The organism is Streptomyces griseoflavus (assembly GCF_014649995.1).
GTDB lineage: Bacteria > Actinomycetota > Actinomycetes > Streptomycetales > Streptomycetaceae > Streptomyces > Streptomyces griseoflavus.
In genome coordinates this window covers 187,698-214,605 of sequence record NZ_BMUC01000005.1, presented here as the reverse complement: position 1 = coordinate 214,605, position 26,908 = coordinate 187,698, and the positions used below count along the sequence as shown (strand labels likewise).

Here is a 26,908-nt window from a genome sequence, read left to right as displayed (position 1 = left end):
GATCCGCTTCGGCCAGGACCGCGTGCTCGGCTGAGCCGGGCCGCACCGCACGACCGTACGACCGTACGAAGGAGAGACATGACCGCCCGCGTCACCGCCCTGGGATACCTGCAGTTCACGGCCACCGACCTCGATCGCTGGGAGGAGTTCGGGCAGCGCGTGCTGGGGCTGATGGCCGACCGCCGCGGTGACGACCGCCTCCTGTTCCGCATCGACGAGAAGGCCTACCGGCTCGAGGTGCGCCCCGGTGAGCGGGGCGGGGTCAGTGCCGTCGGCTGGGAGACCAGGGGCCCCGCCGAGCTGGCCGAACTGGAGGAGCGGCTGGTCACGGCCGGGTACGAGGTCACCCGGCCGGGCGAGGAGGTGGCCCGGGAGCGGATGGTGTCGGACCTGATCCGTTTCCGCGACCCCGACGACTGCTACGACCACGAGATCTTCTGGGGTCTGAGCACCTCGTCGCAGCGGTTCGCCTCCCCGATCGGCGCGGAGTTCGTCGCCGGCGCCGAGGGCGTGGGGCACGTCCTCCAGGTCGTCTCCGACCGGGCCCGCTACGAGTCGCTCTTCCTCGACGTGCTGGGCTTCAGGCTGTCCGACCACATCGACCTCGCTCCGGGCCTCACGGCGACGTTCACCCACTGCAACCCCCGCCACCACTCCTTCGCCTTCACGCCGAAGGTGGAGGGCCGTCCGCTGGGCGTGGGCCACTTCATGCTCGAGGTCACCGACCTGGACGTGATCGGCCGGGCCATCGAGCACATCGAGGACGAGCCGCACCGCCTGCTGAAGACCTTCGGCCGGCACAGCAACGACCGGATGACCAGCTTCTACCTGCTGACCCCGTCCGACGTGGGGCTGGAGTTCGGCACCGGCGGCATCAAGATCGACGACGAGACCTGGACGCCCACGCGGTACGACACCGCGCATCTGTGGGGCCACCACTCCGTCGACCACCACTGACCGGCCGGTCATCCCCGACCCCACCGCCCCACCAGAGAGGAAGGCGCCATGAACCCCGTGCTGGACCGCGTGCTGGAGCACGCCGAGCTGCTGGAGAGCGACGGGCCCGTGTCCGAGGAACTCGGCCGGGTCAGCGACGACGTCGCCGCCGTACTGCGCGAGTCGGGGGTGATCCGCATGCTCCAGCCCCGCGACTTCGGCGGCCTGGAGTCCCACCCGACGGACTTCCTGCGCACCGTCCACGAGATCGGCCGGCGCAACGGCGCGGCCGGCTGGATCGCCGGCGTGGTGGGCGTCCACCCGCACGAACTCGCCCAGGGCGATGTGCGGATGCAGCGCGAGATCTGGGGCGAGGACCCCGACACGTGGGTCGCCTCTCCGTACGCCCCGATGGGCCGGGCGCGTCCGGTGGAGGGCGGCTACGTCTTCAACGGGCGCTGGCCGTTCTCGTCGGGCACCGACCACTGCCGGTGGGTGATGATCGGCGGCCTGATCACCGACCAGGAGGGCAACGTCACCGACCGGGAGACGATCCACTTCGTCCTCCCGCGCGCCGACTACGAGATCCTGCACGACTCCTGGGACGTCGTGGGGCTGCGCGGCACCGGCAGCAAGGACATCGTCGTCAAGGACGCCTTCGTCCCCGCGCACCGGCTGATCCGGACCGACCCGGTCACCGACGGCAGCGCCGGACAGATCGCCGGCCGGGACGCGCCGCTGTACTCGATGCCGCGCAACGTGATCTTCTCCGGCGCCATCACCACGGCCACGATCGCGCTGGCCCAGGGCACCCTGGACGCGTACGTGTCGTGGACCCGGGAGCGCAGCAGCCGCTTCGGCTCCGCCAGCCGCGACCCGTTCCAGCTGTCCGCGCTGGCCCCGGCGGCCGCCGACATCGAGGCCAGTCTCGGTCATGTCCTGCACGACATGGACCGGGCGTTCGACATCGTCTCCTCCGGCCGGCCGCTCACCCTCTCGGAGCGGGCGGAGATCCGCCGCAACCAGGTCTCCGCGTCGCACCGCGCGGCCTCGGCCGCCGACGAGGTCTTCAAGGTCAGCGGCGGCTCCCAGCTGCACGCGAGGAACCCGATGCAGCGGATGTGGCGCGACTGCCAGAGCGCCCTGCACCACGTGCAGAACTACGCGGGCCCGCTGTACCAGGCGTACGGCATGGACTACTTCGGCGGCGAGATGCCGGCGGCGGTGAAGGTCTGATGTCCGCCGCGCAGCCGCCCACCCGGGAGTCCACGTCCCGTTTCGTCACCGTCGGCGGGACCCGCCTGCACTACCACGAGGCCGGCACGGGACCGGAGGTCCTGCTGTGCGTCCACGGCGGAGCCCCCGGGGCTTCCGGGTGGGGCAACTTCGGCGCCAACATGGCCGAACTGTCCCGGCACGCCCGGGTGCTGATCGTCGACCTGCCCGGGTACGGCCGCTCCGGCACGATCGACCTGGCCGGCGGCAAGTACCGCCCCTACGCGGACGTGTTCGCCGCGATGCTCACCGAACTGGGCGTCGAGCGGGCGACGGTGGTGGGCCTGGCCACCGGCGGCGCGGTCGCCCTCGCGATGGCCCTGCACCACGCGGAGCGCGTGGACCGGCTGGTGCTGGTCTCCAGCGCGGGCGGGGTCCCGCTGTTCAGCACGACGCCGTCCGAGGGCCAGAAGGCCATCCGCTCGTACTACGCGGGCGAGGGCCCCTCGCGCGAGAAGATGCGCGCCTACCTGCGGATGATGATGTACGACCCGGCGCTGGTCACCGACGAACTCGTCGAGGAGCGGTACCGGGAGTCGGTCGCCGGCGGTGAGGGGCGCCGGGCGGGCGCCGAGTCGGCGGGGGTGCCGGCCGAGCCGCTGTGGCGGGAGCTGGGCCGGATCACGGCGCCGACGCTGATCGTCTGGGGGACCGAGAACCGGGTGCAGGGCTTCGACAACGCCCTCTTCCTGCTCCGGCAGATCCCCGACGCGCAGCTGCACCTGTTCAAGCGGACCGGCCTGTGGGTGCCGTACGAGCGTGCCGGGGAGTTCACCCGGCTGGTGCTCGGGTTCCTCGCCGGCCGCCCCGCCGTCCCGGCCCCCGCCCCCGCCTGAGGCCGCCCGGCCCGAAACGCAAGGAGATGCAATGTCGTACACGAGCGTGTGGTCCGACCTGGCGCAGGTCGAGTTCCGGCAGGGGTACCTGGAGACCGGACCGTACCGGACCCGGTTCCTGCAGTCGGGCAGCCCGGACAAGCCGCTGCTGCTGATGCTGCACGGGATCACCGGGCACGCCGAGGCGTACGTGCGGAACCTGGCCGCGCACGCGGAGCACTTCAACTGCTACGCGATCGACTTCATCGGGCACGGCTACTCCAGCAAGCCCGAACACCCGCTGGAGATACCGCACTACCTCGACCAGGTGCGGTGGGTGCTGGACGCGCTGGGACACGAGCGCGCGTACTTCAGCGGGGAGTCGCTGGGCGGCTGGGTGACCGCGCGGTTCGCCCAGCTGCACCCGGAGCGCACCGAGCGGATCGTGCTCAACACCATGGGCGGCACGATGGCCAACCCCAAGGTGATGGAACGGCTGTTGACGCTGTCCACGCAGGCCGCCGAGGACCCCTCCTGGGAGCGGGTCAAGGCACGTCTGGAGTGGCTGATGGCCGACCCGTCGATGGTCACCGACGATCTGATCAGGACCCGGCAGGCGATCTTCGAGCAGCCGGACTGGAAGACGGCCTGCCGGATGAACATGGCGCTGCAGGACCCGGAGATCCGGCGGCGCAACATGCTCACCGACGACGACCTGCGCGCCATCGAGGCGGAGGCGCTGGTCGTGTGGACGACGAAGGACCCGTCCGGCCCGGTGGACGAGGGACGCCGGATCGCGGACCTGATCCCGCGCGGCCGTCTCGCGGTGATCGAGAACGCGGGCCACTGGCCCCAGTACGAGCAGACCGCGACCTTCGACCGGATCCAGCTGGACTTCCTGCTGGACCGCTGACCGCCGCCCTTCCCCCTGCCCCCCTGCCCGCCGGGCCGTCACCGTGACGGCCCGGCGGCGGCGTGTGCGGGGCCTCTTTCCGTCCGGCTGCCGGGGCCGTCCCGCTGCCGGGGAAGCGGGCCTGCGGCCCCCTCCGTCGTGTGCCGCGTACGCGTTCCGTCACCGGAAATCAAACCTAGACACGTGTCAAATTCTTGGTTAGGTTGACCGGACTTCACCGCCGAGCGGGCCGGACGCGCCCGGAAGCGGCGGGTCACACCTCAACGACGAGGGGATCGATCATGGAACTCGACGGCAGGATCGCGGTCGTCACCGGAGCGGCTTCGGGCATGGGCCTGGCCGCCGTGAAAGTCCTGGCGGAAGCCGGCGCCACGGTGTACGGCATGGATCTGCGGCAGGAGGACCTCGACCGCGCGTTCGCCGGTCTGGAACGGGTCCGGGGCCATGCCGCGGACGTCTCCGACTCCGCGGCCGTGAACCACGTCCTCGACCGGGTCCGGGAGGAGCACGGCCGCCTGCACGTCCTCGTGAACGCCGCCGGTGTCGCCACCCCGAACAGGGCGAAGCAGGCATGGGTCGACGGGATCAACCAGCGGATGACCGAGTCGTTCAAGAACGGCGAGACCTACCACCCGGAGTTCCTGGACGGCATCTCCGACGAGGACTTCGACCGCGTCGTCGCGATCAACCTCAACGGCACCTTCTACACGATCCGCGCCGCCGTGCCGCTCATGAAGGCCGCCGGCGGCGGTTCGATCATCAACTTCGCGTCCGTCGCCGGTCTCATCGGCCTGCCGATGCCCGCCTACTACCCGGCCTCCAAGGCCGCGGTCGTCGGCCTCACCAAGGCGGTGGCGGCGGAACTCGCCCCCTTCGGCATCCGGGTCAACGCCCTGGCCCCGGCCGGCATCAGGACGGCCATGCTCACGGCGTCCGGCGACGACCACGTCCAGGCCCTGCTGGCCCTCCAGCCGCTGAAGCGGCTCGCCGAACCCGACGAGATCGGCCGGACGGTCCTCTTCCTCGCCTCGGACGCGGCGGGCCACTACACCGGTCAGACGCTGGCGCCCTCCGGCGGCGCCCTCATGCTCTGACCCCTTCAGCACACCCGGACGGAGAAGAACCAGTGCAGCACACCGAGGCCCCGGAGCCCACCGTCGCCCTCAGCGGGACGCCCGGCGTCGAACGCCGCTTCCTCGACATCCTGGACGCCACCATCCGCGCGGACATCGCGAGCGGCGCCTACCACGGGGCGAACGTCGTCGTGGCCCGCCACGGCGAGGTCGCCCTGCGCGGCAGCTACGGGCTGGCCGACGCCGCCACCGGCCGCCCGACCCGGCGCGACGACGTCTACCGCATCCTGTCCATGTCCAAGGGCTTCACCAACGCCCTCGTCTTCCGGGCCCTCAGCGAGGGCAGGCTGATGCTGTCGACCCGCGTCGTCGACCTGATCCCCGAGTTCCTCGGCACCGAGCCGTTCCGCGCGGCCCGCAAGGACCGGATCAACCTCGCCCACCTGCTGACCCACCGCGCCGGCATGCCCGCCACCCCCAACCCGGGCCTGGGCCCGGAGGGTTTCGCGGTGCTCGCCGACGTCATCGAGGCACTGGGCGGCGTCGACGTCGTGCACGAACCGGGCACCAACCTCAACTACTCGGCGGCCATCAACCACGCGCTGATGGGCGAGATGGCCCGTCGCGCCTACGGCGCCGACTCGTTCCGGGAGCTCATGCGGGAGAAGGTCTTCGAGCCCGTCGGCATGCCGCACACCAGGTTCGGGATGCCCGCCGAGTGGCGTGAGCGGGGCGTTCCCCTGAAGGTCATCGTCGCCAACGACTCCTGGCTCAAGCCCGAGGACATCGAGTGCCTCGACGCGGTCATCGACCGCGAGGACGCCGAGATGCCCTGGGTCGGGGCGGTGTCCACCATCGACGACGTCTTCGCCTTCACGGAGATGCTGCGCAACAAGGGGCGCACCGGCTCCGGGGAGCAGCTCATCGGTGAGCCGGTGCTGGACTTCGCCACGACCAACCAGACCGGCGACCGGATCAACGACCTGTACGGCATGGTCGCCGCCGCCCGCAAGTGGGACCTCCCGCCGGGCAACATGGGTCTGGGCATGGCCCTCGCCGGCACGGGGACGCACGCCCGCTTCTTCGGCCCGTTCGTCTCGCCGCGCACTTTCGGCTCCTACGGCGCCGGCTCGTCCCTGCTGTGGGTGGACCCCGTCTCGGGCATGTCCTTCTGCTTCCTGTCCTCGGGAGTGATGGACGAGGGCGACAACGTCGCCCGCTTCCAGAAGCTCTCCTCCATCGTCGCCTCCGCGGCGACCAGCGTCTGACCCGCGAAAGGACCAGGCCATGACGTCACTGCAGGATGAGGCCCGTCCCGTGGGCCGCTGCCCCGTCGCCCACGGATTCGACGCGATGGGGGACGACTACTACCGGGACCCGGCCGCCCATCTGGCCACGGTCCGGGACACCTCCCCGGTGTTCTGGTACCCGCACCTGAACGCGTGGATCGTCACCCGGCGCGAGGACTGCCTCACCGTCCTGTCGGACTGGCAGACCTACTCCTCGGCCGCCAACTCGGCGGCGGACGTGCCGGACAAGCACCGGGAGGTCTACCCGCCGGACCTCGTCTCCAAGATGATCGTGGGACAGGACCCGCCCGGGCACACCGAGACGCGGTCCGTGGCGCAGCGGGGCTTCGTCAAGGAGCGCATGGACCGGCTGCAGCCCGAGATCGAGGCCCGGGCGCACCGCATCATCGACCGGTTCGAGAACAACGGCGCGGCGAACCTGCTGGAGGAGTACTCGCTGGAGCTGACCACCCAGACCATCATGGCGCTGCTGGGTCTCGGCTACGAACACGAGCCCATGATGCGGCAGTTGCGCGACGACCTGTTCGCCGTGCTGTCGTCCGCGCACGAGCCGCTGCCCGAGCCGGCGCGTTCCGAGGTGTGGGACCGTTTCGTCGAGGCCAACCTCACGCTGCGTGCCCTCGTCGAGGAGCGGCGCGACTCCGACGCCGACGACATCATCTCCGTGATGGCGTCCGCCCGGGCCAAGGACGGCTCGTACGCGCTGCCCACGCCCCAGATCGCCCTGCACGTCTCGGAGTTCGCCGCGGCCGGCACGGACACCACGGCGCAGGCGATGACCAACGCCGTCCTCTTCCTGTCCGAGAACCCCGAGGCGCTCCGGGACGCGCTCGCCGAACCGGAGCTGTGGCCGCGGGTCTTCGAGGAGACGGTACGGCGGCGCCCGTCCTCCACGTTCACCTCCCGCCGGGTGACGCGGGACGTGGAACTGTCCGGTGTGCGCATCTCGGCCGGTGACATGGTGTGGGTCGCGCTGGCCTCGGCCAACACCGACCCCGAACACGTCGAGCGTCCCTTCGCGTTCGACATCCACCGCCCCGACCCCACCGATCACCTGGCCTTCACGGCCGGACGGCACACCTGCCTCGGCAATCCCCTGGCCCGCGTCCAGGGCGCCACGGGGCTGCGGGTGCTGTTCGAGCGGCTGCCGTCGCTGCGGCCGGACGACACCGACGAACTCGACTTCCTGCGGATGGCCCTGCTCCCGGTGCGCCGCTCGCTGCAGGTGCACTGGGACGTCGCGGACGTCGAGCGCTCCCGGACGCGGACGGTGCGCACGCTGGCCCTGGAGGTGACGGAGCGCACCGAGGCGTCGGACGGCGTCGTCGCCCTGACCCTGGGCCACCCGGACGGCGGGGAACTCCCGCCGTGGAAGGCCGGGGCCCACATCGACGTCCACGTGCCCAGCGGGGACGGGGAGCCCTGGGTGCGCCAGTACTCCCTCTCCTCCGACCCGTTGGACCGCACCTCCTACCGCATCGGCGTGCTGCGGGAGCGGGCCGGCCGGGGCGGTTCGGCCGCGGTGCACGACGTGCTGACGGTGGGGTCCCGGGTCACCGTGTCCTGGCCGCGCAACAACTTCCGGCTCCTGCCGTCCCGCCGCTACCTGTTCGTCGCGGGCGGCATCGGGATCACGCCGATCCTGCCCATGATCCGGGAGGCCGAGCGGGCCGGGGCCGAGTGGCACCTCGTCTACGGCGGGCGCACGCACGCCTCGATGGCCTTCCGCGACGAACTGGCCGTGCACGGGGACCGCGTCACGGTGGTCCCCCAGGACGAGCACGGGCTGATCGACCTGCCCGGACTGCTCGGCGAGGTGCGCGAGGACACGCTCGTCTACGCGTGCGGTCCCGAGCCGCTGCTGCGGGCGGTGGAGGAGAACACCGCCCACTGGCCGAAGAACTCGCTGCGCCTGGAGCGGTTCGCCCCGAAACCCGTGGTGCGGACCGTGCCCGACACGCCGTTCCAGGTGGAGTTCGCCGAGTCCGGGACGGTCGTCGAGGTCGGCGCGGACGAGACGATCCTGGAGGCCGCGGAGAAGGCCGGACTCGCGGTGGTCTCCTCCTGCAAGACCGGGACGTGCGGCACCTGCGAGACGCCCATCGTCTCCGGCCGGGCCGACCACCGGGACTCGATCCTCACCCCGTCGGAGCAGGAGGCCGACCGGACCATGCTGATCTGCGTGTCCCGGGCGGCGGCGGACTGCCCGCGCCTGGTGCTGGGCGGCTGACGGCGGGCGGTCCGACCGCTCCCCCACTCCGCCGGGAGGCCCGTGCACCGGGCTTCCCGGCGGGGTTCGCGCGTACGGAGGCCGCGCGGTCCCGGGTCAGTCGTCGAACAGCCGGGCCCACTGCCGGGCCAGCGCGGTGAGGACCAGTTCCTCCCGTTCCGTGTGGCCCCGGAGGTACAGGAAGTAGAAGGTGCGCTCCAGGCCCATCATCAGCGTGGCCATGTGCACCTCGCGTTCCGTGCGCGCCTCGTCCGTCGCGCCGGCCAGGTGGTGCGCCGCGTGGGCCGAGGAGACCCGCCGGACCAGGCCCAGCCACTCGTCCAGCACGTCCGGGTCGATGGCCATGGCCTGGTTGACGGCCGCGAACTCGGTGGCGTAGCGCAGCCACATCTCGCGGGCGGTGCCCAGCCACTCCCGCAGGGTCTCGGGCGTGTGCCTCGGGAGGGCGTCCAGCAGCGCGTAGAGCTCGGCCACCTCGGCCTCGATCTCGGCCATGCGCACCCTGATGATCTGTGACTTGCTGTTGAAGTACAGGTACAGATTGGCCCGGCTGCTGCCGGCCGCGGACGCGATCTGGGCCATCGACGTGCGCTCGTAGCCCTGCTCGTGGAAGAGGCGCAGCGCCTCGTCGACGAATCGCCGGCGGGTGGCGACGCTCTTGGCCGTGCGGTTCGTTGCCATGCGGAGTACCTGACTCACGAAGAGGGGCGGTGGGTCACGGAACACTCCTGGACGGTCGGCGCCGCGGTTCGGCCCTGCCGGTGCGGTGTGCAGTCTAGCCATCCGGGGACGCCGCGTCCGAGGCGCCTTCCCTTCCGCGCCCGGCCCGGGCCGGGACATGTGTGCGCGTCGTGCGTGATGTGCACCGAGACCGCGTGCGAACCATGGACGGGGTGACGCGCCTCATGCCGTTTGCCGGAGCGGCACTGCAAACCCGCACCCCGCACACCGGCACATATCCCCCATATCGCCCCAACGGTGGGGGCCCGTCCGGCACTTCCGCCCTTCACGCCGACGGCGGGAGCTGCGGATCCTCCCTCCGACGGCTTTAGGATCAAAGAACGGGCCGTCCCCTCCTACCGATGCCCCGCTCCCCGCGCTCTTGGCGGCCGCGAACGCGGCGTGCCGGACGAGCCACGCGGAGACCTGCGTGAAGAAAGGTGAACACCATGGTCCTCGGACTGCTGCGGCGACTGCGTCCGCACGGCGAGCCGGACGCCGCGTCCGGCCTCTCGGTCCCCCTGCCCGAGGGCGCGGGGGCGTTCGGCTGCGAGGCCGTCGACGTCCTGGGGCAGCCGCTGGGCGGAGCCGAGGTCACGGTGACCGCGCTGGACAGCCACCGCGTCGCGGCACGCGGCACCACCGACCCGTACGGCTACTTCATGGCGGTGCTGCCTCCCGGCACCTACAGCGTGATGGTGGCGGCGGAGGGCCTGACGCCCGTGCGCGAGAGCGTCGACATAACCGCCGGCACGGCACTCGCCCCCGCACGCGTCGTGCTGGAACCCGGACGCCGGCTGGAGCTGCCGCCCGCCGGCACCTGGATGTTCGACCCTCCGCACACCGCGATCCGGTTCATCGCCAAGCACGTGGGCATGGCCCACGTCCACGGCCGCTTCACCCGGTTCGACGGCGGGATCCGGGTCGCGGAGAACATGGGCGACTCGCAGGTGTCGGTGCGCATCGACGCCTCCAGCATCAACACGGGCAACCAGACCCGTGACAACCACCTGCGGTCGGCGGACTTCCTGGACGTGGAGAACTACCCGTTCATCGATTTCGTCAGTACCCGGTTCGCCTACCGCGGCGGTTCCAGGTGGACCGTGCACGGCACCCTCACCATGCACGGCACCACTCGCTCGGTGGGCCTGGACACCGAGTACCTCGGCACCGTCAACGGCGGCTACGAGCAGGAGTTGCGCTGCGCCGCCCTCGCCAGGGCCGAACTGCACCGCGAGGACTTCACCCTCAACTGGCGTTCCATGCTGGCCCGCGGGATCGCCGTCGTCGGCCCGACGGTCCAGCTCGCCCTCGACGTCCAGGCCATGTACCGGACCCACGACACGCCGACCCCGCCCCGCTAGAGCGGTATCAGCCGTACATGGACTCGATGGTGGCGGCGTGCAGGTGGGCGACGGCCTTGCGGCGCAGGCTCAGTTTCGGGGTGAGTTCGCCGGACTCCGGTGTCCAGGGACCGGCCAGGACGCGGTACTTCTTCACCTGCTCCGGGCGGGAGAGCGACGCGTTGGCCTCCTCGACGGCGGTGTCGAGGGCCGCCAGCACCTCGGGGCGCCGGGCCAGCTCCTCCGGGCCGCCGTCGCCGAGTCCGTGGGCCTTCGCCCAGAGCGGGGCCGCCTCCTCGTCGAGCACCAGCAGCGCGGTGACGTACGGGCGCCGGTCACCGATGGCGACGGCGTGGGCGACCAGGGGATGTGCCCGCAGCAGGGACTCGATCCTGGTCGGGGCGATGTTCTTGCCCCCGTCGGTGATGATGATCTCCTTCTTCCGGTCGGTGATCGAGACGATGCCCCGCGCGTCGACGGTGCCGATGTCACCGGTGGGCAGCCAGCCGTCGGCGTCGGTGGCGGGCTCGATGCCGCCGTCGGCCCGCAGGTAGCCGGGGACGACCACCGGGCCGCGCACGAACAGCTCCCCGTCCCCGGCGACCCTGACCTCGATGCCCGGACCGGGCCGGCCGACCGCGCCGAGGGCGAACGCCTCCGGGGTGCTGATCGTCGCCGCCCCGGTGGTCTCGCTCAGGCCCCACACCTCGTGGACGGGCAGCCCCACGCTCGCCAGGGTCTCCAGGACCGCGGTGGGGATCGGCGCCGCTCCGCTGGAGGCACGGTGGCACCGGTCCAACCCGACAGCGGCCCGGATCGGCCGCAGCACCTGCTCGTCGAGCCGCTCCAGCTCCGCGGCGAGGTCCTCGGGGACGTCCTTGCCCGCGGAGCGCAGGTGGAACACCTCGAGTGCCAGGCGGCGCGCCCGCGCGACCGTCTCGGCCGGCTCCCCCGTCAGCGCGTCGAGCCGCCGGCGCAGACCGGCCGCGAGTTTCTCCCACACCCTGGGCACGCCGAAGAACCCGTGCGGGCGCACCCGGAGCAGGGTGGGCAGCAGCTGGGCGGGGTCCGGGCAGATGGTGACGTGGCCCGCGCCGCAGATCGGCATGTGGATCCCGAGCACCTGCTCGGCGATGTGCGCCATCGGCAGGTAGGCCACCGTCCGCGGATGCTCGGGGACGGCGAGGAGCTGGTCCTGCATCAGCGACTCGTGGATCACGTTGCGGTGGGTGAGCACCACGCCCTTGGGGTCGCCGGTGGTGCCGGAGGTGTACACGACGGTCAGCGGCTGGTCGGGCGTGGCCTCGTCCGTGAGGGCGTCGAAGGCGGCGTCGTCGGGCGGTCCCGCGGCGCGCACGGCCGGGTAGCTCACGAACCGCGCGTCGCCCGCGGGTGCGGCGTCCCAGTCGAGGAGGACGACGGCGCGCAGGTGCGGCAGGTCGTCCAGGACAGGCTGCCAGCGCCGCAGTTGTTCCGCGCCCTCCACGACGAGGACGGTGGCCGCGCTGTGCCGGGCGACGAAGCGGATCTGCCCGGTGCTGAGCGTGTCGTAGGTGCTGCAGGGCAGGGCGCCGAGGTGGATCGCGGCCAGGGCGGCGACCCAGTGCTCCGCCCGCTTGGACATCGCGATGAGCATGCGCTCGCCCCGGTTCAGGCCGACGGCGGCGAGACCGCGGGTGAGGGCGGCGACCTCGGCGCGCAGCTGGAACCAGGTCAGGGTTCCGTCGTCGGGGCCGATGCCGGTGGTGAGCGCGGGACGGTCGGCGTGCTGCAGGGCGTTGCGGCGCAGCAGCCGGGGAATGGTCAGTTCCTCGATGGACTGGTGCAGTTGCTCTGGCGACTCCACGGACGGGGGCTCCCTCCATCGCGAACCACGAGCGGATGCCTCGGGGTCCTCGGACTCCTCGGGCGGCACACAGTGGACCCGTTGTTGACTGGGTGTCAATAGACCGCGCGGCGGGGGCACCGCGCCGGCCCGGTCACGCGGGGACGGGTGTCACGGGTGTCCGGGACGCGGCGGTTGCAGCATCGGGACGAGGAACTGACGGGCCACCGCGCGCATCTGCTCGTCGTCGTCCAGGTCGACGACATGACTGGGGATGACCAGGAACGACGCGGAGATGCGGACCATCATCTCGGCCACGAGATCCACGTCGACGTCCGGCGGGACGGTGCCGGCGTGCTGCTCCCGGCGCAGCCTGCCGGCGAGGAACCGCCGCACGGTGGCCAGGGTGCGGCCCCCGTCACTGGTCATGGACGGTACGACGACGTCCGGTTCGGCCGTCATCAGGCCCCCGATGAGGGGGTTGCGGCGGATGGTGCGCAGGGAGCTCACGAAGCCGAGGACGACCCGGTCGGCGACGGTCTCGGCGTCCTGGATGTCGAGGATGAACCGGTCGAAGTACCGCCGGAACTCCCGCCGAACGACCTGCTCGACCAGCACGTCCTTGGTGGCGAACCGGCGGTAGACGGTGATGCGGGAGACGCCCGCCAGCCGTGCCACGTCCGCCATGGTGGACCGCTTGATGCCCATGCGGCAGAACTGCTCGTACGCGGCGTCGAGCAGGCGCGCGGCGATCTCGTCGTCCGGATCCGCGCCCTCGACCGCCTCGGTGAACGCGATCTCCAGCAGCGACGGGGGGTCGGAGGGCCTCATGAGGGCCGAGAGTACCGCCTCCTCGTCCACCTTCCCGATGTCCACGGGCCCCTCCCTCGTTCCGTCACGCCTCTGGCGTTCAAGCCCCGTCTGTGCTCCCCTGGGGAACCAGCGAAGAAACAGCGATACCCGATGTGTTTCACCGTACCAAATGGAGTGGGCGCGGCAGCGGGACTCGAGGAGGAGTTCGGGCTCATGGATGTCAGCAGGCGCAGGATGTTGGCCGCGGGCGGCGCGCTGGGTGCGTTCGGCGCGGTGGGCGCGGCGTCGCCGGCCCGGGCGCGTTCGGTGTGGACGTGGTCGCCGAACGGCTCGGTGGCCGGCCGGGGAGCGGGCGTCGACCCCGACTGGGTGTGGGACGAGGAGGTCGACGGGCTGGTCGCCGCCGTGATCGACCGGGGCGACGTACCGCGGGTCAACCGGGAGCTCGCCCAGTGGACCCGCAACGGCCAGCCGCTGCCCACCGGTCTGCCCGCCGACGTGCGGGAGTGGATGGAGCGGGCACGCCGGCTGCCCTCCTGGGCGGACCGGGGCAAGCTGGAGCGGGCGGCCGACTTCAACGAACGCAGGGGCCTCTACCTCAACCTGCTCAACGGTGTGGGCGGCGGCATGCTCAGCACCGCCATCCCGAGGGAGGCGCGCGCCGTCTACTACTCCAAGGGCGGCGCCGACATGGAGGACCGCGTCGCCAAGACGAGCCTGCTCGGCTTCGCCATCGGCGACCTGAACGCCTACCGGCCCGACGGCAAGGTCGTCGTCGAGGCCGTCAAGACCCGCATGGTGCACGCGGCCGTACGGCATCTGCTGCCGCGGTCCCCCGGCTGGAGCCGCACCAGCGGCGGCCGGACCGTCCCGATCAGCCAGGCCGACATGATGGTCACCTGGCACAGCCTGCCCACCTACACCATGCGCAAGCTGCTCGAATGGAAGGTGCCGGTGCCGGCCGCCGACGCGGAGGCGTACCTGCACCTGTGGCAGGTGAGCGCGCACCTGCTCGGCATCCGCGACGAGTACATCCCCGCCACCTGGGACGAGGCCAACGCCCAGTCCCGGCAGGTCCTCGACCCGGTCCTGGCGCCGACGCCCGAGGGTGTCGAACTCACCGACATCCTGCTGCGCCAGCTCGCCGAGCAGACCAGCCCCGGCGGCATCGACCGGCCCCTGTGCAACGCCCTCGCCCGGTACCTGGTCGGTGACCAGGTCGCCGAGTGGGACGGCATCCCGCGCGAGCCGTTCTGGGAGCGGGCCATCGCGACCGCCTGGCCGAAGCTGGTGGCCTTCCGCGAGAAGCTGATCCCGCTTCCGCTGGTGCCGCCGCTCGCCTGGACGATCGACGAGGCGATCCGCCAGTACATCCTCTTCTACCTGACCAAGGGCCAGGGCACGCAGATCGACATCCCCGACACCAACCGTCCCACCGAGCGGTGACAAGCGAGAAGGAGTGCACATCATGGCAGACATCAACCGGCGCAGATTACTGGTCGCCGGCGGCGCCCTCGGCACGTTCGGGGCCCTGGGACTCGCCTCCCCGGCCCGCGCCCGGTCCCTGTGGACGTGGTCGCCGGCCGGTTCGGTGGCGGGCAGCGGCGCGGGCCTCGACCCGGAGTGGGTGTGGGACGACGACATCGACGCGATCATCGCGCAGGTGATCGAACGGGGACAGGTGCCGCGCGTCAACGACCTGCTGCGCGGCTGGGTCCGCAACGACCAGCCGCTGCCGGACGGGCTCCCCGGCGACCTGCGCGCCTGGATGGAGGAGGCCCGCAGGCTGCCCTCCTGGGCGGACGCGAAGAAGCTCCAGGACGCCGTCGACTTCACCAGGAAGAAGGGCCTCTACACCGGCGTCCTGTACGGCCTGGGCAGCGGTCTGCTGAGCACCGCCATCCCCAGGGAAGCGCGCGCCGTGTACTACTCCAAGGGCGGCGCGGACATGAAGGACCGCGTCGCCAAGACCGCCCAGCTCGGCTACGACGTCGGCGACCGGTACGCGTACCAGCCGCAGGGCGGGATGATCGCCACCTCGGTGCGGACCCGGCTGGTGCACGCGGCGGTGCGGCACCTGCTGCCGCAGTCCCCCGGCTGGTCCCGCACCAGCGGCGGTCAGACCATCCCGATCAGCCAGGCCGACATGATGGTCACCTGGCACAGCCTGCCCACCTACGTCATGGGCAAGCTGCGGGACTGGCGGGTGCCGATCACCGCCACCGAGTCGGCGGGCTTCCTGCACGTGTGGCAGGTGAGCGCGCACATGCTCGGCATCCGCGACGAGTACATCCCCGCCACCTGGGACGAGGCCAACGCCCAGTCCCGGCAGGTCCTCGACCCGATCGTCGACCACACCCCCGAGGGCGCCGCGCTGACCGACGCGCTCCTCGGCATCATCGCCGAGGTCGACGCCGGCCTCACCGAGCCGCTGATCAACGCGTTCTCCCGGTACATCGTCGGCGACCGGGTCGGCGACCTGATCGGACTGGACCGGGAGCCGATCCTGAAACCGATCATCAGCAGCGCCTGGCCGCTGGTGGTGGCCTTCCGCGAGGGCCTGATCCCGCTGCCGGGCGTGCCGTCGATCGCGTGGGTCCTGGAGGAGGCGCTGCGCAAGTTCGTGCTGCTCTTCATGTCCGAGGGAAGGCCCATCCACCTGGAGATACCGGACGCGAACCGTCCGCTCTGACCGCGCCCGGCGTCCCGGGGACGCGGGCCCCGCCGCCCCACTCGGCGGCGCCCGCCTCCCGGCGCCGGCGCCGGCCGGGGGGACACGCCCCCTTGCCGTCCGAGCGGGCGCACGGAAGGGTGTGCGCCCCTGGAACCGCTATGCCGAAAGGGACACTTGACGAGCATGCGCAACGACGGAACGGCACCCCGCGAGGAACCAGGACCGCCCGACGGCCCCGGAAGACGCCGTTTCCTCGGATACGTGCTGGCCGCCCCGACCCTGGTGGCCGCCGCCGAACTCGCCCCCGCGTCCCGGGCTGCGGCCGCCGACATCCCCTCCCCGGAGATCACGGAACTGCTGGACCTCAACGACGTGATGACCGCGGCCGCCCTGCCGACCTCCGGCCTGATCAGGGTCGAGGTGCACGAGGACGGCACCGTCTCCTTCGCGCTGCCGCGCGCCGAGGTCGGCCAGGGCATCACCACCCCCACGTCCATGCTGATCGCCGAGGAACTGGACGTCCCGGTGGAGCGGGTACGGGTCACCCTGGCCGACGCCCGGCCGGAACTGCTGTTCAACCAGCTCACCGGCGCCTCCAACACCACCATCTCCACCTACACCCCGGTCCGGGTCGCCGCCGCCGTCGCCCGGCAGCGGCTGCTGCGGGCCGCGTCCGCCGAACTCGGCGCCGCCGTGGGCGAGCTGACCCTGAGAGCGGGTGTCGTCACCGCCCCCACCGGCCGCACCGTCGGCATCGGGGCGCTGGCACGGCAGGCCGCCGCATCACGGACCGAGCAGGCGTCCGTGGACCTCAAACCCCGCGAGCGGTTCACCGTCATCGGCCGCCCGCAGAACCGCGTCGACGCGCTCGCCGCGGTCACCGGACGCAAGAAGTTCACCCTGGACCTCGACGTCCCGGACGCCCGGCCGGCCATGGTGTGCCGCCCGCCGACCATCAACGGCAGGCCCGGAGCGGTGGCCAACCTCGACGAGGTGCGCGCCATGCCGGGAGTCACCGACGTCGTGGTGATCTCCACCGGAGTGGCGGTGCGGGCCGGGACGTTCGGGCAGTGCGTCGACGCCGTACGCGCCCTGCGCGTGGCCTGGAAACCGGGGACCGCGGAGGGCAAGTCCGACGCCTCCGTCCAGAAGCAGTTGCGCGCCGCCGAACTCCCCATGGGGCTGCCGCCCCTGACACCCAGCGTGGAGGGCGAGTTCACCTTCGCCTTCCGCAGCAACAGCGCACTGGAACCCAACTGCGCGATCGCCGACGTACGGCCGGACCGGGCCGAGATCTGGTCCTCCCTGAAGTCCCCGATCGTCGCCCAGCAGACCATCGCCGCCCAGCTGCGGCTGCCGGTCGGCGCGGTCACCGTCCACGTCACCGAGGGCGGGGGTTCGTTCGGCCGCAAGCTGTTCTTCGACGCCGCGCTGGAGGCGGCGGAGATCTCCCAGAAGACGGGCAAGCCCGTCAAGCTGATGTGGCACCGCGCCGACGACGCCCGCCAGGGCCGCGCCCACCCCATGGCCCGCTCCCGGGTCCGCATCGCCTACGCCGGTGACACCGTCCTCGGCTACAAGCAGCGGCACACCAGCGTCGCCACCGACCTCGGCCACGGCCTCGGCGAACTGTTCACCGCCATGGCGGCCCAACTGCCGGTCGGGGACGCCGCCTTCGCCCAGACGTTCTTCCAGCTCTCCCAGTCGATGCCGTACGACTTCGGCGCCAACAGCCGCCTGCTGAACGAGACGGACAAGGGCTTCAACACCGGCAGCATGCGCAACGTCTACTCCCCCGACGTCACCTGCGCCCGGGAGCTGATGGTCGACCGCCTCGCCGCCAGGACCGGCCGGGACCCGTACGAGCTGCGCCGCCGCTCCCTGCGCGACGACCGCGCCCGCGCGGCCCTGGAGAAGGTCGCCGAGGCGGGGGACTGGGGCCGGTCCATGCCGGCCGGTACGGCCCAGGGCATCGCGCTGCACACCGAGTACCACGCGGTCAACGCGGTGCTGGTGGAGATCGACTGCCGCCCCGAGACCGTGAACCGGCCCGTCCGCGACGGGGTGACGGGCCCGCGCGTCACCAAGGCCGTCGTCGCCGTGGACGTCGGCCTCACCGTCAACCCGCGCGGCCTTCAGGCGCAAATGATGGGCTGCCTCATGGACGGCATCGCCCTGACCCTCACCTCCGGCCTGCACCTGCGCGACGGCCACTTCCTCGAGGCGAGCTGGGACAACTACTTCTACACCCGGCAGTGGAACACCCCGCCCGAGCTGGAGATCATCGTCATGCCGGACACCACCGGGAAACCGGGCGGCGCCGGGGAACTGGGCGTCGCCGCCTCCATGGCCGCGGTCGCCTGCGCCTACGGACGGGCCACCGGCACCATGCCCACCAGCTTCCCCATCAACCACGACACGCTCTCCTTCACCCCCAAACCGACCGTCCCGCCCATCCCCGCGTCCCCCACCGACGGCCTGGACCACGTCCGCTGAACCTCCCGGGAGAACCCGTGCCGAAGCACACTTTCCGCCTCAACGGCGAACAGGTCACCGTCGACGTCGCGGACGAGGAGCGGCTGCTGTGGGTGCTCCGGGACGTCCTCGGCGTCACCGGACCCAAGTACGGATGCGGCATCAACGTCTGCAAGGCCTGCACCAGCCACCTCAACGGCCGCGCCGTCAACCCCTGCGCGGTCCCGGTGGGCGCCCTGAAGCCCACCGACGAGATCACCACCATCGAGGGCCTCGCCGACACCGTCGACACCGACCTGCACCCCATGCAGCAGGCCTGGCTCGACCTGGACGTCGCCCAGTGCGGCTACTGCCAGCCGGGCCAGATCATGGCCGCGGTCGCCCTGGTCCGCCGCGTCGCCGAGGAGAACCGCGACATCACCGAGGCCGACCTCGACGGCATCCGCAACATCTGCCGCTGCGGCACGTACCCGCGCATCCGGGCGGCGATCAGGGCGGGAGCCGCGAAGATGTGACGCCGGGGCGTCGGTCCGCCCGGCCCACGGCCGTGACCTCCCAGCAGCCATGTACGCGATAAGTAACAGAGCCGTGGCGCCGGCTTTCCGGGGCCGGTCCCCGGTGCAGAATCGCCTTGCATCCGGACGAACACCGGCCGCACACGGCCGATCTCAGGGGGACATCATGAACGCCGCCGCATCCAGACACCACCGTGCCGTCCGTGCCCGCCGGGCGTGCGCCCTGGGCGCCGTGGCGATCGCCGCGCTGCTGGCGACCACGGCGTGCCGGCCCACCGACGACGCCGCGGACGGAGCCGAGTCCACGCAGCAGCCCAGCGCGTCGGCCTCGGCGACGGCGACGCCGCCCGGCGCCGGCAGCGGCGGCGGCAGCGAGGAGGACGCAGGCGTCGCCCTGTGCACCCTGGACGACCTGTCGATCTCCGCCACGAAGTACGGCGCGAAGGACGAGCCGACCCGTCACCTCCTCCTCGTCGCCACCAACACGAGCGACAAGAAGTGCGACGTCCAGAACGCCCCTGAGGTCACGCTCGGCGACGCCCAGGGCCCGGCCCCGGTGCTGGACGGCGCCTCCCCCGGCGAACCGGTCACCCTCGCCCCGGGCGAGAAGGCGTACGCCGGTCTGCGCGCCACCGGCGGGCACATGGACACCTACGACGTGGCGTCGATGACCGTCACCCTCGGCAGTCCCGGCGGCGAGGCCGAGGCCGAGCCGCCGGTCGACCTGACCATGCCGGTCGAGTCGTTCCCGGCCGACGACGGCCAGCGCGTCACCCCCTGGGCGGGCACCGAGGGCCTCGCGATGCGCCCGATCACCACGTCCTGACCGGTCCGCCGGGGCGGCGGAGACGGGGCCCGCACCCGTGCGACCCTCATGCCCCGGCCTCGGGGCAGGGGACGAACCGCTTCTTGGGCGTGTCCGGCGTGCGCTATTCGGAGTCGGGGTGCATCTGCACCCACCGGCCGTCGATGAACTTCATCTCGACGCCGTAGTACGGCTGCGGCGGGCGGGACGCCTGCGTGCCACGGTGCGACGTCACCGGCGGCTTGGGGCGGCGGGCGGGCGGAACCTTCGCCGTGCCCCGCTTCTTCGGGGCGCCCGGCTTCGTCACGGCACCGGGCTTCGGTTGCGCTTTCGCGTCGCCCTTCCGCAACGCTGCGATCCTCCGCAACATCTCGTCGCGGCTGATGTCCTTCGGCGCCCTGGTGATACCGGACGGTGTCGCCGAGCGCCCCGGCAAGCGGTCCGCGGACGTTCGACAGGCACGGTGAACCGGCTGTCCGCCCGCGGTGAGGACGAGCTTCTTCCTGGCCACCGAGTTGCGGCAGACGGCGCAACGCTTGAGCGCGGGCTTGGACTTGGACGCGTCGGACACGATCCCCCCGGATGGTGATTCCTCAATGGGACAGCACCCTAGGCACGCCGACGACAGACCGGGAGACTTCGGGCCAAACGTTACCCCTTCGTGAATCGGCCGTCGGCAGTGTCCTGCTGGGAGCCGTCGTCAGTGTCGTGGCGCTGTGCCGTCCGCGCCGTCACCGCCGTCGCCGGAGCCGAGCAGGGTGACGAACCCGTCGGGGCCGCGCACCGCGAGCCGGCCGGTGCGCAGCCAGCCGCCGGACGGGCGGCCGTGCTGGTCGCCGATCTGCGGGCCGCGCAGGAGGAGTTCACCGGCGTGGCCCGGCAGCACGTCGACCTCGGGGAACCCCTCGACGGCGATCCGCGCCCGGGCGCGCGGCACCGCCAGTCCCGCCGTGCCGGGACGGGCGTCGGCGGTCAGCGGGTTGGCCAGCGCGACGCCCGCCGCGGCCGCGGGACCGTACGTCTCGACGACATGGGCGCCGAGCGCGGTCCGGATCAGTTCGCCGGTGGCGACGTCCAGCGGGGCCGTGACGACGGTCCGCACGGTGGCCAGGGCCTCCCGCTCGTGAGGGGGACGCTCCAGGAGACGGCGCAGGTCCGCCGGTGGGGCGAACAGGACGGTGGGCGTGTGACGGCGTGCCGCCCGCAGCGCGCCGCACGGGTCGCCGTCGGGCACCATCACGGTGCGCGCCCCGGCGAGGAGCGCCGCCGTGACCAGCGCGATGCCCCGGGCGCCCGACAGCGGGACCAGGGACAGCAGCCGCGGCCGACGCGGCACCGGGCCCGTGTGCCAGGCGACGATCTGGTGCGCCGCCGCCACCAGGTTGCGGTGCCGCAGGGAGACCCTCGTGCCGTCCCTCCGGTGCACGACGACGGCGACGTCCTCGGGTTCCGTCCCGCCCGACCAGTCCCAGTCCCTGAGGTCGTCCGGGCGCCCGGCCGGCCGCCGTTCCAGATCCCGGTAGGCCACGATGTCCACGGGCAGGCGCCGCGGGCGGGCGTCCACACTGCCGGTGGCGTACGAGGAGCCCGGGCCGCTCCGCTGTCCGGGGACGGTCCGCGAGCCGGGACCCGGCCGGCGCCCCTCAACGGTCCTGGCCGGGCCGGGAGTCCACTCGTCCGGCGCCGGGTCCGTGACGGGCGACGAGGTGTGCCGTCCGGTGCGGGAGGAGCCGCCCCGCCGTTCCGGCGCCGTCCGCACGGTCACCACGGCGCGCAGGAACGCGCGGTCCCCGCTCGCGGCGATCTCCGGCAGCCGGTCCTCCGGTACGGCGGCGATCACGGCGTGCGACAGCGCCCGCCGGCGGTGGGTGAGGCCGCCCGGCACCACCACCGCGCCGAGCCGCCACGCGGCGTGGCACAGCACCACCGCCTCCGGGCAGTCGGGCAGCAGCACCGCGAGGTGGTCTCCGCGCCGCAGTCCCAGCCGGGAGAGCGCCGGGGCGATCCGCGCGGCGGTCCGCGACAGGGCGCGGAAGCCGGTCCGGGTCGCGTCGGTGGCGAGGGCCGTGCGGCTCCCGTACCGTCGGGCGGCGGCGTCGAGCAGGTCGGGCAGCGTGCCGCGGGGCACGGGCAGGTGCCAGGGCACGCCGGTCGCGTAGAAACGCAGACCGGGCTCGTCGGCGGGTCGTCGCTCGAACAGATCCGTCATGTGTCGGATGGTGACGCATCGCGTCCTGTGACCACTTGTGTCCGTACGCACAGGGCACGCCACCTCGTTGTCACTTCACTGACAAGCGCCGTCGCGCGCTCCGCCCGCCGCTGACGGGCCGCCGCACCGGCTGGGCGGTACCGGTCTGCGGGCCGGCCGGCCGCTCAGCCGAACCGCAGGAGGCGCGGGGCGAAGGTGCCCTCGGGGCCGTCGGCCCGGCCGGCCGACCACACCGTGTCCGTGCCGGGCACCGGTGCCAGCGTCAGGGTGCGCGATCCGCCCTCACCGGCCACGGCCGGTTCGCCGTACTCGGTGAAGGACTGCCCGTCCCAGGCGAGGAAGTCCGGTCCGGGGACCATCTGCGGATACGTGTCCGGTGGTCCCCACTTCATCGAGGAGCCCACCGCGACCCAGCCCAGTTCCCCGGAGGGGGTGGGTGCCAGCGCGCTGACGGAGCCGAAGTCGGTGGGGACGCTCACCCTCGTCCACTGTTCACCGTCCCAGCGGGCCAGCAGGGGCGGGATCGGCCTGCCCACCGGGCCGCCGACAAACCCGGCCGTGCCGCCCGCCCACACCTCCGTCGGTGAGACCGCGAGCACGCTGCCCACGGCCGAGCGGGGGAAGCCGTCCACGACCGTCCGTGTCCACTCCCGCCCGTCCCAGTGCGACACGGCCGCACCGGAGGCGGTGGCGCCCGCGGCCCAGACGTCGTCGGCTCCCAGGACGTGCAGCCCGTACACGGACTGATCGGGCGTGGGAACCTCCCTCCAGCCGTTGCCCGCCCGGCGCAGCAGCACCTGCGCGCCGTCCCGGGATCCGGTCAGCCAGGTCTCCCCGCCGCCGGTGACGGCCTGGGTCAGCACGACACCGCCCGGCGGCCGGCTCTCCCGCCAGGCGGTTCCGTCGAAGCGGAGCAGCCGGGCGGCGCCCGTCGTGTCGCGGCCCACCGCCCACACCTCGGCCGGTGAGGTCGCGGCGACGGAGAGCAGTTCCCCCTGCCATGCCTTGCCGGGCAGGCCCTGCCGGTGCCACGCGGTGCCGTCCCAGCGCAGGAGCAGCGGGAAGCCCGGCGCGGTGCGGCCGACGGCGTCGGCGCCCACCGCCCAGGCCCGGCCGGGTCCGACGGCCACGACCCCGGTGAGCCGGGCCTGCGGACGCACCTCCTGCGGGACGGGGACGTGGCTCCACGACGCGGCGCCGGCGGTGGCGGGCGTCACAGGAGCCGTGCCGGCGGTGGCCGGCGTCATGAGGGCCGTGACGGCCAGGACGGCGGTGAGGAGCGCGACGAGCAGTCTGCGGGTCATGACCGGCCTCCCAGCCGCTCGCTCATCAGGTTCGGTTTCGAGCCGTAGATCTCGGCGGTCCCGAAGGACAGCAGCGCGGACCCGGCGGCCGCCAGGGCCCGCGGCCTGACCTCGATCGCGTTCGGGCGCTCGGGACCGTAGGAGAAGGTGGTGCGGGCGCCGTTCACCCGTGCGTACTTCGACCGGAACGCCAGGTCGCTGACCACCGGCAGCCACAGCGCTCCGTCGGGGCCGCGCGTCAGGGCCTCGGTGGAGGCGTCGCCCAGCGGCGGGTACGTGGTGCGCCAGGTGGAGCCGGTGCGGGTCGTCAGGTACGTACGGGCCACGCCGTCGGTGTACCGGCTGCCGCCGATCGTGACCCGGCCGGACGGTTCGGGCAGGATCGTGTGGACGTTGCTGTCCGGCGGCAGGGGCACTCCGGCGTCGCGCCAGGCCGTGCCGTCCCAGCGCAGGATGCCCGCCCCGGTGGTGGTGTCCGCCCAGGCCCACACGTCGGTGGCCGTGCGCGCGGTGATCCCCGTCAGGTAGTACACGCCGTCCGGGACGGACTGCTCGCTCCAGCCGGCGCCGTCGTGGTGCAGCACCTTCAGCCCGGTGTCGTCCTCACCGACCACCCAGGCCGCGCCCGGCACCGCGGCGAAGTCCTGGTACGTCCACAGGCTCCGCGGCAGCGGGACGGTGCTCCACGCGTCCGCCGACCACCGGAGGATCTCCGCCGTCCCGTCCCGGCCGTGGAGGATCCACACCTCGTCACCGACGAACTGCACCTTGCCCAGGTGGCCGAACTCGCCGGCGCCGGGGAAGGAGGTGTCCCTGCTCCACGCGGTGCCGTCCCACCGGTACAGCACGGGCCGCATGAGACCGTCGACGTACTCGTTCCCGGTCGCCCACGCCTCCCCGGGCCCCCGGGCCGCGAGGTCGGACACGTACACCTGCTGCCCCGCCGCCGGCACCGGAAGCACCGACCAGTCAGGTTTCGCCGCGGCGGCCGGCGCCATGGCCGCGACGCAGGCGATCACCAGGCACACGACGACCGCACGAAGTCTGTTCACGAGCCCCCCAGAACGCGAAGAGCGCACACGCTATTGGCATGTACCCGCCCAGCAATAGGCGGCATCCGGCCATAGGCGTTCCTCCCCCGTCCCGGCCGGGCGGACGGCGCCCGCGGTCCGGGGCCTTCGCCCTGGACGGGGCCGCATCGGCGAAGAACGATCAGCGGGCCACCGCCCGCCACCGGGTGGCCGAAACCGGCCGGAGGAGCCGGGCGCGGCCGAGGGCCGGGGTGGCGGTCTCCCGCGCGGTACGGTCCGCCGGCCCGCCCCGCTTCGCCGGTGCCGTCAGGGGCGCTCCGCGGTCCCGGCCGCGCGGTCGCCCGAGCGGGGCTCCAGACGTACGACGATGCCCTTGTACGTCGGCGTGTTGCTGGTCTCGGCCACGCTGTCCAGCGGCACCAGGACGTTGGCCTCCGGGTAGTAGGCGGCCGCGCACCCGGCCGTCGTGGGATAGGAGACGAGCCGGAAGTCCTCGGCACGGCGTTCGGTGCCGTCCGGCCAGACACTGACCACGTCCGCCCGGCAGCCGTCCTCGAGTCCCAGGGCGCGCAGGTCGGCGGGGTGGACGAGCACGACGCGACGCGAGCCGTGGATGCCCCGGTAGCGGTCGTTGGTGGTGTAGGGCACCGTGTTCCACTGGTCGTGGGAGCGCAGCGTCTGCAGGAGGAGATGCCCGCGGGGAGCACGCAACGACTCGAAGCGGTTGACGGTGAACAGCGCCTTGCCGCCGGGGGTGGGGAAGACGCCCTCGTTCACCGGGTTCGGCAGGGTGAAGCCGCCCGGCTTGCGCACCCTGCTGTTGAAGTTCTCGAAGCCGGGGACGACCCGCGCGATGCGGTCCCGGACGGTGCCGTAGTCCGCCTCGAAGTCCTCCCAGGGCACGGGCACCTTGTCGGCCAGGGTCCGGCGGGCCAGCCTGCTGAGGATCGCGACCTCGCTGAGCAGGTGCCCGGAGGCCGGATCCAGACGGCCGGACGAGGCGTGCACCTGGCTCATGGAGTCCTCGACGGTGATGAACTGCTCCTCACCGTGTTGGCAGTCCCGCTCGCTGCGGCCGAGGGTGGGCAGGATCAGCGCGGTGTCGCCGCAGACGGTGTGGGAGCGGTTCAGCTTGGTGGAGATGTGCGCGGTGAGGCGGCAGCGGCGCATGGCCTCCTCGGTCAGGTCGCTGTCGGGGGTGGCCCGTACGAAGTTGCCCGCGAGGCCGAGGAAGACCTTGACGCGGCCTTCGCGCATGGCCCGGATGGAGTTCACCGCGTCCAGGCCGTGACGGGTGGGCGGCGTGAAGGAGAACTCGCGTTCGAGGGCGTCCAGGAAGCCCTGGGGCATCCGCTCCCAGATGCCCATGGTCCGGTCCCCCTGGACGTTGCTGTGTCCGCGCACCGGGCAGACGCCGGCTCCGGGCCTGCCGATGTTGCCCCGCAGCAGCTGGAAGTTCACCAGCTCGCGGATGGTGGGCACGGCGTGCTTGTGCTGGGTGAGCCCCATCGCCCAGCAGACGATGATCCGCTCGCTGGCCAGGACCCGGTCCCGCAGTTCCTCGATCTGGTCGCGGGTCAGGCCGGTGGCCGCCAGGACGTCCGGCCAGGAGACGGTGGAGCGGATGTGGCGGGCGAACTCCTCGAACCCGCTGGTGCACCGGTCGATGAAGTCCCGGTCCAGCACCGTGCCCGGCGCGGCGTCCTCGGCCTCCAGCAGGAGCAGGTTCAGGGCCTGGAAGAGGGCGAGGTCCCCGCCGAGCCGGATCTGCAGGAACTGGTCGGCGATGTTGGTGCCCCGGCCGACGACCCCGCGGGGCTTCTGCGGGTTCTTGAAGCGGATCAGGCCCGCCTCCGGCAGCGGGTTGACGGCCACGATCTGCCCGCCCCCGCGTTTGGTCTCCTCCAGCGCGGAGAGCATGCGGGGGTGGTTGCTGCCCGGGTTCTGCCCCAGGGTGATCACGAGGTCGGCGTGGTGGATGTCCAGCAGGCTCACGTTGCCCTTGCCGGTGCCCAGCGTCTCGTACAGGGCGGCGCCGCTCGACTCGTGGCACAGGTTGGAGCAGTCGGGCAGGTTGTTGGTCCCCAGGGCGCGGGCGAAGAGCTGGAGGACGAAGGCGGGCTCGTTGCCGGCCCGGCCCGAGGTGTAGAAGACCGCCTCGTCGGGTGAGTCCATGGCCCGCAGTTCGTCGGCGATCAGGCCCAGGGCGTCGTGCCAGCTGATCGGCTCGTAGTGGTCGGCGCCCGGCCGCTTCACCATGGGCTGGGTGAGCCGCCCCTGCTGGTTCAGCCACCGGTCCGAGCCGCGTGCCAGTTCGGAGACCGAATACCGCCGGAAGAAGTCGGGGGTGACGCGTCGCGTGGTGGCGTCGTCGTTGGCGTGTTTGGCGCCGTTCTCGCAGTACTCGTTCGTGTGCCGTTGGCCCGGCGCGGGGTCCGGCCAGGCACAGCCCGGGCAGTCGAAGCCCTCGGTCTGGTTGATGTCGAGCAGGTTCAGTGCCGTCCGGCGGGGTGACGTCTCGGCGAGGGAGTACCGCACCGCGTGGGCCACCGCCGGGACACCCGCCGCCCACGTCTTCGGCGGAGTGATCTTCGCCTGCTCGCCGCCCGGATCACCGTTCGATGACTCTCGCACCGCGTCCA

The 26,908-nt window shown here is 72.5% G+C and carries 21 protein-coding genes; 13 read left to right on the top strand and 8 right to left on the bottom strand.

Translation table 11 applies throughout. From position 1 onward, the window contains the following. Positions 1-78: 78 nt before the first annotated feature. From IE172_RS13820 to IE172_RS13790, 7 genes are all read left to right on the top strand, one after another. A complete protein-coding gene (locus IE172_RS13820) occupies positions 79-957 on the top strand; it encodes a VOC family protein (RefSeq protein ID WP_190097499.1) in 879 nt (292 codons plus the stop codon). 48 nt (positions 958-1,005) lie between these two features. Further along, positions 1,006-2,172, top strand: a complete 1,167-nt coding sequence (locus IE172_RS13815; RefSeq protein ID WP_190097498.1) for an acyl-CoA dehydrogenase family protein — start codon at positions 1,006-1,008, stop codon at positions 2,170-2,172. Continuing rightward, the gene (locus tag IE172_RS13810; RefSeq protein WP_229886020.1) at positions 2,172-3,047 is read left to right on the top strand and encodes an alpha/beta fold hydrolase; all 876 of its coding nucleotides are present in this window, start codon (positions 2,172-2,174) and stop codon (positions 3,045-3,047) included. The genes IE172_RS13815 and IE172_RS13810 overlap by 1 nt, the downstream gene beginning before the upstream one ends. A 31-nt stretch (positions 3,048-3,078) precedes the next feature. After that, complete coding sequence (locus tag IE172_RS13805; RefSeq protein WP_190097497.1) at positions 3,079-3,939, top strand: alpha/beta fold hydrolase; 861 nt, start codon at positions 3,079-3,081, stop codon at positions 3,937-3,939. A 281-nt stretch (positions 3,940-4,220) separates the two neighbouring features. Beyond that, positions 4,221-5,033 carry an SDR family NAD(P)-dependent oxidoreductase gene (locus tag IE172_RS13800; RefSeq protein WP_190097496.1) on the top strand — a complete coding sequence of 271 codons (813 nt, stop codon included), beginning with the start codon at positions 4,221-4,223 and terminating at the stop codon, positions 5,031-5,033. A gap of 32 nt (positions 5,034-5,065) precedes the next feature. Beyond that, positions 5,066-6,280, top strand: coding sequence for a serine hydrolase domain-containing protein (locus IE172_RS13795; RefSeq protein WP_190097495.1), 1,215 nt, complete (start codon positions 5,066-5,068; stop codon positions 6,278-6,280). Positions 6,281-6,299: 19 nt separating this feature from the next. Further along, a complete protein-coding gene (locus tag IE172_RS13790; protein WP_190097494.1) occupies positions 6,300-8,552 on the top strand; it encodes a cytochrome P450 in 2,253 nt (750 codons plus the stop codon). Between the two features lie 96 nt (positions 8,553-8,648). Here the strand turns inward: IE172_RS13790 and IE172_RS13785 are convergent, their stop codons facing one another. Further along, positions 8,649-9,233, bottom strand: a complete 585-nt coding sequence (locus IE172_RS13785) for a TetR/AcrR family transcriptional regulator (RefSeq protein WP_190097493.1) — start codon at positions 9,231-9,233, stop codon at positions 8,649-8,651. A 488-nt stretch (positions 9,234-9,721) separates the two neighbouring features. On the opposite strand from IE172_RS13785, the gene IE172_RS13780 reads away from it, so the two are divergent. Beyond that, the gene (locus IE172_RS13780; RefSeq protein WP_190097492.1) at positions 9,722-10,636 is read left to right on the top strand and encodes a YceI family protein; all 915 of its coding nucleotides are present in this window, start codon (positions 9,722-9,724) and stop codon (positions 10,634-10,636) included. Between the two features lie 7 nt (positions 10,637-10,643). Here IE172_RS13780 and IE172_RS13775 read toward each other — a convergent pair whose 3' ends face one another. Together IE172_RS13775 and IE172_RS13770 are read right to left on the bottom strand one after the other, a co-directional pair. After that, positions 10,644-12,461, bottom strand: coding sequence for an AMP-dependent synthetase/ligase (locus IE172_RS13775; protein ID WP_190097491.1), 1,818 nt, complete (start codon positions 12,459-12,461; stop codon positions 10,644-10,646). 150 nt (positions 12,462-12,611) lie between these two features. Further along, positions 12,612-13,316: a TetR/AcrR family transcriptional regulator gene (locus IE172_RS13770; RefSeq protein ID WP_229886018.1), complete on the bottom strand. Its 705-nt coding sequence runs from the start codon at positions 13,314-13,316 to the stop codon at positions 12,612-12,614. Positions 13,317-13,466: 150 nt separating this feature from the next. Between IE172_RS13770 and IE172_RS13765 the strand changes: the two genes are divergently transcribed. From IE172_RS13765 to IE172_RS13745, 5 genes are all read left to right on the top strand, one after another. Next, complete coding sequence (locus IE172_RS13765) at positions 13,467-14,699, top strand: oxygenase MpaB family protein (RefSeq protein WP_229886016.1); 1,233 nt, start codon at positions 13,467-13,469, stop codon at positions 14,697-14,699. A gap of 22 nt (positions 14,700-14,721) precedes the next feature. Next, a complete protein-coding gene (locus tag IE172_RS13760; protein WP_190097489.1) occupies positions 14,722-15,945 on the top strand; it encodes an oxygenase MpaB family protein in 1,224 nt (407 codons plus the stop codon). A 165-nt stretch (positions 15,946-16,110) separates the two neighbouring features. Further along, positions 16,111-18,423, top strand: coding sequence for a molybdopterin cofactor-binding domain-containing protein (locus IE172_RS13755; RefSeq protein ID WP_190097488.1), 2,313 nt, complete (start codon positions 16,111-16,113; stop codon positions 18,421-18,423). Positions 18,424-18,440: 17 nt separating this feature from the next. Further along, positions 18,441-18,917 carry a (2Fe-2S)-binding protein gene (locus tag IE172_RS13750; RefSeq protein ID WP_190097487.1) on the top strand — a complete coding sequence of 159 codons (477 nt, stop codon included), beginning with the start codon at positions 18,441-18,443 and terminating at the stop codon, positions 18,915-18,917. 166 nt (positions 18,918-19,083) lie between these two features. Beyond that, the gene (locus IE172_RS13745) at positions 19,084-19,743 is read left to right on the top strand and encodes a DUF4232 domain-containing protein (protein ID WP_190097486.1); all 660 of its coding nucleotides are present in this window, start codon (positions 19,084-19,086) and stop codon (positions 19,741-19,743) included. A gap of 103 nt (positions 19,744-19,846) precedes the next feature. Here IE172_RS13745 and IE172_RS13740 read toward each other — a convergent pair whose 3' ends face one another. From IE172_RS13740 to IE172_RS13720, 5 genes are all read right to left on the bottom strand, one after another. Beyond that, positions 19,847-20,029: a hypothetical protein gene (locus IE172_RS13740; RefSeq protein WP_190097485.1), complete on the bottom strand. Its 183-nt coding sequence runs from the start codon at positions 20,027-20,029 to the stop codon at positions 19,847-19,849. Positions 20,030-20,422: 393 nt separating this feature from the next. Continuing rightward, a complete protein-coding gene (locus tag IE172_RS13735) occupies positions 20,423-21,931 on the bottom strand; it encodes an AMP-binding protein (protein WP_190097484.1) in 1,509 nt (502 codons plus the stop codon). Between the two features lie 164 nt (positions 21,932-22,095). Further along, the gene (locus tag IE172_RS13730; RefSeq protein ID WP_190097483.1) at positions 22,096-23,235 is read right to left on the bottom strand and encodes a hypothetical protein; all 1,140 of its coding nucleotides are present in this window, start codon (positions 23,233-23,235) and stop codon (positions 22,096-22,098) included. Then, positions 23,232-24,287 (bottom strand): hypothetical protein, encoded by a 1,056-nt coding sequence (locus IE172_RS13725; RefSeq protein ID WP_190097482.1) that lies wholly within the window; start codon positions 24,285-24,287, stop codon positions 23,232-23,234. Before IE172_RS13725 ends, IE172_RS13730 begins: the two co-directional genes overlap by 4 nt. Before the next feature lie 285 nt (positions 24,288-24,572). Further along, positions 24,573-26,900 carry an FdhF/YdeP family oxidoreductase gene (locus IE172_RS13720; RefSeq protein WP_229886014.1) on the bottom strand — a complete coding sequence of 776 codons (2,328 nt, stop codon included), beginning with the start codon at positions 26,898-26,900 and terminating at the stop codon, positions 24,573-24,575. Between the last annotated feature and the right edge of the window lie 8 nt (positions 26,901-26,908).

Bases quoted from the DNA above. Each gene is read 5' to 3' on its own strand.
- IE172_RS13820 (WP_190097499.1), top strand. From the start codon at position 79: ATGACCGCCCGCGTCACCGCCCTGGGATACCTGCAGTTCACGGCCACC.
- IE172_RS13815 (WP_190097498.1), top strand. From the start codon at position 1,006: ATGAACCCCGTGCTGGACCGCGTGCTGGAGCACGCCGAGCTGCTGGAG.
- IE172_RS13810 (WP_229886020.1), top strand. From the start codon at position 2,172: ATGTCCGCCGCGCAGCCGCCCACCCGGGAGTCCACGTCCCGTTTCGTC.
- IE172_RS13805 (WP_190097497.1), top strand. From the start codon at position 3,079: ATGTCGTACACGAGCGTGTGGTCCGACCTGGCGCAGGTCGAGTTCCGG.
- IE172_RS13800 (WP_190097496.1), top strand. From the start codon at position 4,221: ATGGAACTCGACGGCAGGATCGCGGTCGTCACCGGAGCGGCTTCGGGC.
- IE172_RS13790 (WP_190097494.1), top strand. From the start codon at position 6,300: ATGACGTCACTGCAGGATGAGGCCCGTCCCGTGGGCCGCTGCCCCGTC.
- IE172_RS13785 (WP_190097493.1), bottom strand. From the start codon at position 9,233: ATGGCAACGAACCGCACGGCCAAGAGCGTCGCCACCCGCCGGCGATTC.
- IE172_RS13780 (WP_190097492.1), top strand. From the start codon at position 9,722: ATGGTCCTCGGACTGCTGCGGCGACTGCGTCCGCACGGCGAGCCGGAC.
- IE172_RS13765 (WP_229886016.1), top strand. From the start codon at position 13,467: ATGGATGTCAGCAGGCGCAGGATGTTGGCCGCGGGCGGCGCGCTGGGT.
- IE172_RS13760 (WP_190097489.1), top strand. From the start codon at position 14,722: ATGGCAGACATCAACCGGCGCAGATTACTGGTCGCCGGCGGCGCCCTC.
- IE172_RS13755 (WP_190097488.1), top strand. From the start codon at position 16,111: ATGCGCAACGACGGAACGGCACCCCGCGAGGAACCAGGACCGCCCGAC.
- IE172_RS13745 (WP_190097486.1), top strand. From the start codon at position 19,084: ATGAACGCCGCCGCATCCAGACACCACCGTGCCGTCCGTGCCCGCCGG.
- IE172_RS13735 (WP_190097484.1), bottom strand. From the start codon at position 21,931: ATGACGGATCTGTTCGAGCGACGACCCGCCGACGAGCCCGGTCTGCGT.
- IE172_RS13730 (WP_190097483.1), bottom strand. From the start codon at position 23,235: ATGACCCGCAGACTGCTCGTCGCGCTCCTCACCGCCGTCCTGGCCGTC.